The organism is Streptomyces sp. NPDC007189 (genome assembly GCF_040703635.1).
In the GTDB taxonomy this organism is placed as follows: Bacteria; Actinomycetota; Actinomycetes; order Streptomycetales; family Streptomycetaceae; genus Streptomyces.
Map to the genome: position 1 here is coordinate 100,804 of NZ_JBEYEY010000019.1, position 6,055 is coordinate 106,858.

Below are 6,055 nucleotides of genomic sequence, written 5' to 3' on the forward strand. Positions count from 1 at the left end.
AGGACGGGGCGGACACCCGGCCGGCCCTTGGTGAGGCGCCTGTCGCGTGAAGGTGGTGAAGCCGCACCGGCGACAGTACGGAGGCCGACCTCGCCGTGGGCGCCGACGTGGACGCCGACCACGACCGCGTCGCCGAGACCACGTCGGCCGGCGCGGGTGTCGAGACGGTCCTCGACGGGCACGGCTGCGTCGTGCGCGCTGCTGTCACGCGGCACACGGACCTGACCTCCGGACAGGCCTCGGTGCCGTTCACGTCCTCGTGGTCGTGCCCGGAGGGTGCCGTCTCGATCAGATCAGTAGCTCTTGGCTATGACGCTCCCGGCGCCGTGGCGGTGGTGCGGAAGCGGGCGCGGTAGGTCGTCGGGGCGATTCCCAGGCGGTGCTGGAAGACCCGGCGGAGGGACTCGGACGAGCCGAATCCGGCCAGGCGTGCGACCTCCTCGACGCTGTGCCCGCCGCTTTCCAGCAGGGTCTGGGCCGCCTCGGTGCGGACGGCCTCGACGTACTGGCCCGGTGTCATGCCGGTATGGCTGCGGAACAGGCGGCCGAGATGCCGGGCGCTGAGGCCGGCGCACCGGGCGAGGGATTCCAGGTCGTGGTCGGCGGTGGGGTCACTCGTCACGACGTCCATGACGCGTCGTACGGCCGCGTCGTCGGCCCGCTGGGCCGCGAGCCTGGTGCTGAACTGCGACTGGCCGCCCGGCCGGGCCATGAAGACGACGAGCTGCCTGGCCACATCGCGCGCGGTGTCGGGGCCGTGGTCCTCCTCGACCAGGGAGAGGGCGAGGTCGATGCCGGCGGTCACGCCCGCGGATGTCACGACGCGGCCGTCCCGCACGAAGAGGGGATCGGCCTGTACATCCACGTCGGGGAAGGCCGCGGCCAGCTCCGCGGCGAGTTCCCAGTGGGTGGCCGCACGGCGGCCGTCCAGCAGTCCGGCCGCCGCGAGCACGAAGGCGCCCGCGCACACCGAGGCCGTCCGCCGGGCCCCCGCCGACAGCTTCTCCGCGAGGGCGACCAGCTCCGTGTCGGCGACCGTGCGCCGCCAGTCACGGCGGCCCGGAACGATCAGCGTGTCGAGGCGTCGCGGAAGCGCGGAGGGCGTTCCGTCGACGCCGATCCGCACACCCGAGGACGTGCGGACGTCCTCGCCGGTGGCGGAGACGATGTGTACGTCGTAGCGGGCGCCGTAGGAGTTGGCCGTGGTGAGGACTTCGGCCGGGCCGGTGACGTCCAGCAGTTGTACGTCGTCGAAGGCGAGGACGGCGACGACGCGCCGGCCCGGCGTGCGTGTGGTGGTCATTCCTTCCATGGTGAGCCAAGGATGGTGTCCACGAAGTTGCCGCGCTCGAAGCCGGGTACGTACCGCTCGAGCACGTCCGCCTTCACGTTGCCGAAGGTGGTGTCGGGCTTGGGGCGGATACCCTCCGTGAAGGCGGCGAGGATCCGCCGCTTGAAGTCGGGGCGCGGGTGCAGGGACACGATCGCGGCGCGCTCCTCGTCGCTGATCGTGTCGTAGCCGATGCCCAGGACGTCGTATTCGACGCCGGCCGTGACCAGGGCGACCTCCGGTTCCATGAACTCCGGGATGCCCGGGGTGGTGTGCAGGGCGATCGCCGTCCACACGCGCCGGATGCCGTCGGCCGGCACGTCATGGGCCTGCAGGAACTTTCTCGCCTCGTCGGCACCGTCGACCTCGAAACGGCGTCCGCTGCCGCGGAACACCTCGCCCAGGCCGAGGTCGTGGAACATCGCACCGACGTAGAGGAGTTCGGGATCGAAACGGAGGCCGCGCCGGTGTCCCTGGAGGCTGCCGAAGAAGAAGACCCGCCGGGAGTGGTGGTAGATCAGATCACTGGTGGTGTCCCGGACGAGCTGGGTCGCCTCGCGGACGAGCGCCGTGTCGGGCAGTTGTGCCTCGGTTGCTCCGGTGATGGTCATGGGATCCGCCTGTGTGCTTGGTGGGGTCGGTGGGGGCCGCGTTCAGCAGCTCTGTTTCAGGATCGTCGTCCCCACCGGCACAGGCCATGGCGATGTGGACGTATATCCCACAGGTCCCGCCATGGCACCGCGTGCCGTTGTGGATTTCCGGCCTGCTACCGAGGAAGTCGTCGTGGTGACGGTCGCCCTCTGCGGTGTGTTCATGGCCTGGGCCACCCTGCACCTGATGTACGCCACCCGCTACGCTCGCGTCTACTACGCGGCCGGGGGCGGGATCGGCTTCAACTCCGAGGGCCCGCCTATTTCAGGCTGCCGATCCCCAAGGAACCGTCGCGGGTGGTCGCGGCATCGGGCGCCGCAGGCAGGTCATCCAGGAAGTCAGCGGTCGGGACGTAGAACAGGCACCCGGTGACAGCGGTCGAAAAGTCGAGAATCCTGTCGTGCAGCCCCGGGCGGGGGCCGATGAACATGTTCCGCAGCATCTGCTCAGTCACGTCCGGCGTGCGCGAGTAGCCGATGAAGAAGGTGCCGAACTCCCCCTGTTCCAAGCTGCCGAACGGCATGTTCTCACGCACGATCTTGCGCTCGGAGCCGTCCTCGTCGGTGATCGTGTTCAGTGCCACGTGAGAGTCTTCGGGCTTGACGTCGTCGGGCAGTTCGACGTTGTCCAGCTTGTGGCGGCCGATCACCCGATCCTGCTCCTCCACGGACAGTTCGGTCCAGGCCGCGAGGTCGTGCAGGTACTTCTGAATGACCACATAGCTGCCTCCTTCGAAGCCGGGGTCCTCGTCGCCGATGAACACGGCATCGTCGGCGAGCTGTCCCTCCGGGTTCTCGCTGCCGTCCACGAAACCGAGGAGATCGCGCTCGTCGAAGTACTTGAAGCCATGCACTTCGTCCACCACGCTGACTGCGCCGCGCAGGCGCTCGGAGAACAGCCGGGCAAGCTCGAAGCAGAGGTCCATGCGGCGCGATCGTACGTGGAAGAGCAGGTCGCCGGAGGTCGAGGGGGCTCGATGACGTCCGCCGTCCAGCTCCACGAACGGATGGAGATCCCTGGGTCTCGGCCCGCTGAAGAGACGGTCCCAGACAGCAGAACCGATCCCCACGACACAGGTCAGCTCCTCGCTCGGGGCTCGGAACGCGACGGAACGCCGCAGACTCGACACATCTTCCAGAAGACCGCGGACCGCGCCCTCACCGCCGGGCAAGACCGTGGCCACCAGGAATACGGCGGTTCTGGCCGGCGGGACAATCACGGGCTGTGATTCGACCACAGGAGAACCGTCCTCTCCAACCTGGGCGGGGGGCGAATGCCGTACCGACGGGTGCGGCATCTGTCAACGCGTGGCAACAGGGCCTCGCCATGGCATGGCCTGCCTGTGCCCTCCTTCCATGCTGCTGCACGACGCGGCAAAGCGCTTGCCTTCACACGGGCGGCGACACGGCTGCGGCACTCCCCGCAAGATCGACATGACGGGCGAGCCATGTCGACCATCGAAGAGACGGTCCAGGTGGCTGTGCCGGTACGCGACGAAGATCGTCGAGCACCAGCCGGATGCCGGCGTGGCGTGGCGGAGCCTGGACTCCCCACCCCGGATGCGAACCGGCCGTCACCGGCCCTCGGAGTCATGGTCTAGCTGCACGGCGCCCCCCTCGCCGACCCGCGGGCCCTGCCCGCCGACCAGCTGAACGCGGACACCACCGCAGCCGGTCAAGCCCCCTTCGGACCCGGCATCGACCACCGTCTCAGACGGCGGCAGCCGGGGTGGGTGCCGGCAAGGGCGGTGGGGTGGCCGACGCGGGCTGGTGCCAGCTGAGGTACATGGCGGCGATGTGTCCGGCGGCGCCTTCGAGGAGCCGTACACCGATGTCGTCCACGTGGCGGTCGCGCCACCGTTCCAGGTCCGTGCCCTTGACCCACTGGTTGAACGAGCCGAGCGCCGGTCCGGTGTGCACCTGGTAGTTGGTGCGGTCGTCGCGTCCGTTGAGGGCGAGCTGCGCGGTGTGGGCGAAGTACCAGCGGAACACCAGCGCCATGCGCAGCTTGGGGTTGGCCTCGGCGCGCGCGAGGTCGTCGTGCCGGCCTCGGGAACGCAGGTGGGCGCGCGTGTCCTCCCACACCTCGTCCAGGGTGCGGCGGAAGTAGGTGCGCTCCAGCAGGTCACGGGTCCTCGCGGGCAGCTCGTCGAGGCCGTCGTAGTGCGAGTACAGCGAGAACAGCTTGTTGGCGCGGGTGGGGAAGAACACGCCCTTGCGCAGTACCTGCACCTTGGCGCCCATCTCGAACATGTCGCCGGCCGGCGCGTACTCGGTGTCGTGGATGTCGATGTCCTGGAGCATGTCCTTGACGGCGTCGCTCGTCCCGGCCTCCACGGTGCACTGGTTGACCGAGCCGGTCAGCACGTAGTCGGCGCCGAGCATGAACGCGGCGGCCACGGCCTCCGGGGTGCCGAGGCCCCCGGCCAGGCCGAGGCAGATGGGTTCGGCATAGCCGTGGCGGTGCTGGGCCTCCTGCCGCAGCCGGTGCATCGCCGGCATCATCACGGTGGAGATGCCGCCGTCGGTGTGGCCGCCGGAATCGGCCTCGACGGTGATGTCGTGGCTCATCGGCACCCGGCGGGCGAGTTCGGCCTGGTGTGCGCCGAGGTCGCCGTCGCGCACCAGGCGGTCGAGCACGGCGTCGGGGGCGGGCTCCATGAAGGCCCGCGCTACCTCGGGGCGGGAGACCTTGGCGACGACGCGGTGGTCGCACACGGGAGTGCCGTCGGGGCCGCGACGCAGGCCGCGGGCCCGGTACAGGACGAGCGCCGGGGTCATCCGGATGAACGCGGACGCCTCGACGATCCGGACGTCCTGGCGCAGCAGCAGGTCGGCCATGGCACGTTCGGCGGCGGGATCGTCGTGGTGGGCCAGGAAGTTGACGCCGAACGGGCGGTCGGGGCCGAGGGCGGCCCGGATGGTGCGCAGGTCCTCCTCGATCTCCTGGTGGGGGGTGCCCCCCGTTCCGAGGATGCCGAGCATGCCGCGGCGGGCGAGCGCGATGACCATGCGGGGTGAGGCGATGCCCCGGTACATGCCGCCGGCGGCGTAGGCGTAGCGCAGTCCGAGGCGGCGGCGGAAGACGGCGCTGCCCAGTTCGGTGGCGGCGGAAGCGGTGTCGGCCGGCCGGGGGGCGGGACCGGCCGGATCGGCGGGACGGGCCGGATCGGCCGGTCGGGCCGGGATTCCGTCCGCCTGGGGCGCCGGCGGTGGCGCCGTGGGGGCGGGGCGCGGGGCGGTGCGGATCTGGTCGACCAGGCGGCCCACCACCGTGCCGCCCAGTTCGACGAAGTCGCTCACGCCGAGGTCGAGCAGGTGGTGCACGCTCTCCGTCCACCGGACGGGGCTGGTGATCTGCCGGGTGAGCAGTTCCGCGGTACGGCCGGCCGGGTACGGGCGTGCGGTGGCGTTGGCGATGACCGGCAGGCGGGGGTCGCCGAGCCGGAAGTCGCGCAGGAACGCGGCGAACTCCTCCTGCGCGGGCCGCATCAGCGGGGAGTGGAAGGCCCCGGAGACCTTCAGGCGCACGCTCCGTACCTTCCGCTCCTCCAGGTGGGTCTCCAGCACGCCGATCGTCTCGGCGTCGCCGGAGATGACGTGCTGCGTGGGGGTGTTGTGGTTGGCGACGGTGAGCGTGGTGAAGGCGCCCTCGGCGAGGAGACCGGCGAGCCGGTCGCCGTCGATGCCGACGACGGCCACCATGCCGCCGCCGCGCGCCCGCGCCATCAGCTCGCCGCGCCGCTGGACCAGGCGTACGCCAGTCGCGAAGTCGAAGGCGCCGGCGGCGTGCAGGGCGCAGTACTCGCCCAGGCTGTGCCCGGCGAGACAGCCGGCCGCGTCGCCGTTCTCCTCCCGCCAGCGGCGGTGGGCGAGGGCGCCGACGACGAACAGGGCGGGCTGGGTGTACTCGGTGTCGTTCAGGACCCGGTGCGGATCGTGCAGGCACAGGCGCGGCAGGTCGTAGCCGAGGATGTCGGACGCCTGCCCGGCCGCTTCGGGGTAGGCGTCGAACAGTTCGCGGCCCATACCGCGGAACTGGGCGCCCTGTCCGGGAAAGATCACTGCCTTCATC

4 protein-coding genes and 1 pseudogene are annotated in these 6,055 nt (G+C 70.7%); 1 reads left to right on the forward strand and 4 read right to left on the reverse strand.

Annotation, left to right across the window (positions count from 1 at the left end):
- Window positions 1-307 precede the first annotated feature (307 nt).
- Window positions 308-1,303 (reverse strand): GlxA family transcriptional regulator, encoded by a 996-nt coding sequence (locus AB0950_RS32465; RefSeq protein WP_366780020.1) that lies wholly within the window; start codon window positions 1,301-1,303, stop codon window positions 308-310.
- Window positions 1,300-1,941 (reverse strand): HD domain-containing protein, encoded by a 642-nt coding sequence (locus tag AB0950_RS32470; protein WP_360160324.1) that lies wholly within the window; start codon window positions 1,939-1,941, stop codon window positions 1,300-1,302. Before AB0950_RS32470 ends, AB0950_RS32465 begins: the two co-directional genes overlap by 4 nt.
- Window positions 1,942-2,083: 142 nt before the next feature.
- Here AB0950_RS32470 and AB0950_RS32475 point away from each other — a divergent pair.
- Window positions 2,084-2,242 (forward strand): annotated as a pseudogene (locus AB0950_RS32475) (DUF1345 domain-containing protein); the annotation flags it as partial.
- Here the strand turns inward: AB0950_RS32475 and AB0950_RS32480 are convergent.
- Together AB0950_RS32480 and fabD are read right to left on the reverse strand one after the other, a co-directional pair.
- Complete coding sequence (locus AB0950_RS32480; RefSeq protein ID WP_360160323.1) at window positions 2,241-3,218, reverse strand: Dyp-type peroxidase; 978 nt, start codon at window positions 3,216-3,218, stop codon at window positions 2,241-2,243. The pseudogene AB0950_RS32475 and the gene AB0950_RS32480 sit on opposite strands and share 2 nt — an antisense overlap.
- A gap of 472 nt (window positions 3,219-3,690) precedes the next feature.
- A complete protein-coding gene (gene fabD / locus AB0950_RS32485; protein WP_366780021.1) occupies window positions 3,691-6,054 on the reverse strand; it encodes an ACP S-malonyltransferase in 2,364 nt (787 codons plus the stop codon).
- Between the last annotated feature and the right edge of the window lies 1 nt (window position 6,055).

Bases quoted from the DNA above. Each gene is read 5' to 3' on its own strand.
- AB0950_RS32465 (WP_366780020.1), bottom strand. From the start codon at position 1,303: ATGACCACCACACGCACGCCGGGCCGGCGCGTCGTCGCCGTCCTCGCC.
- AB0950_RS32470 (WP_360160324.1), bottom strand. From the start codon at position 1,941: ATGACCATCACCGGAGCAACCGAGGCACAACTGCCCGACACGGCGCTC.
- fabD (WP_366780021.1), bottom strand. From the start codon at position 6,054: ATGAAGGCAGTGATCTTTCCCGGACAGGGCGCCCAGTTCCGCGGTATG.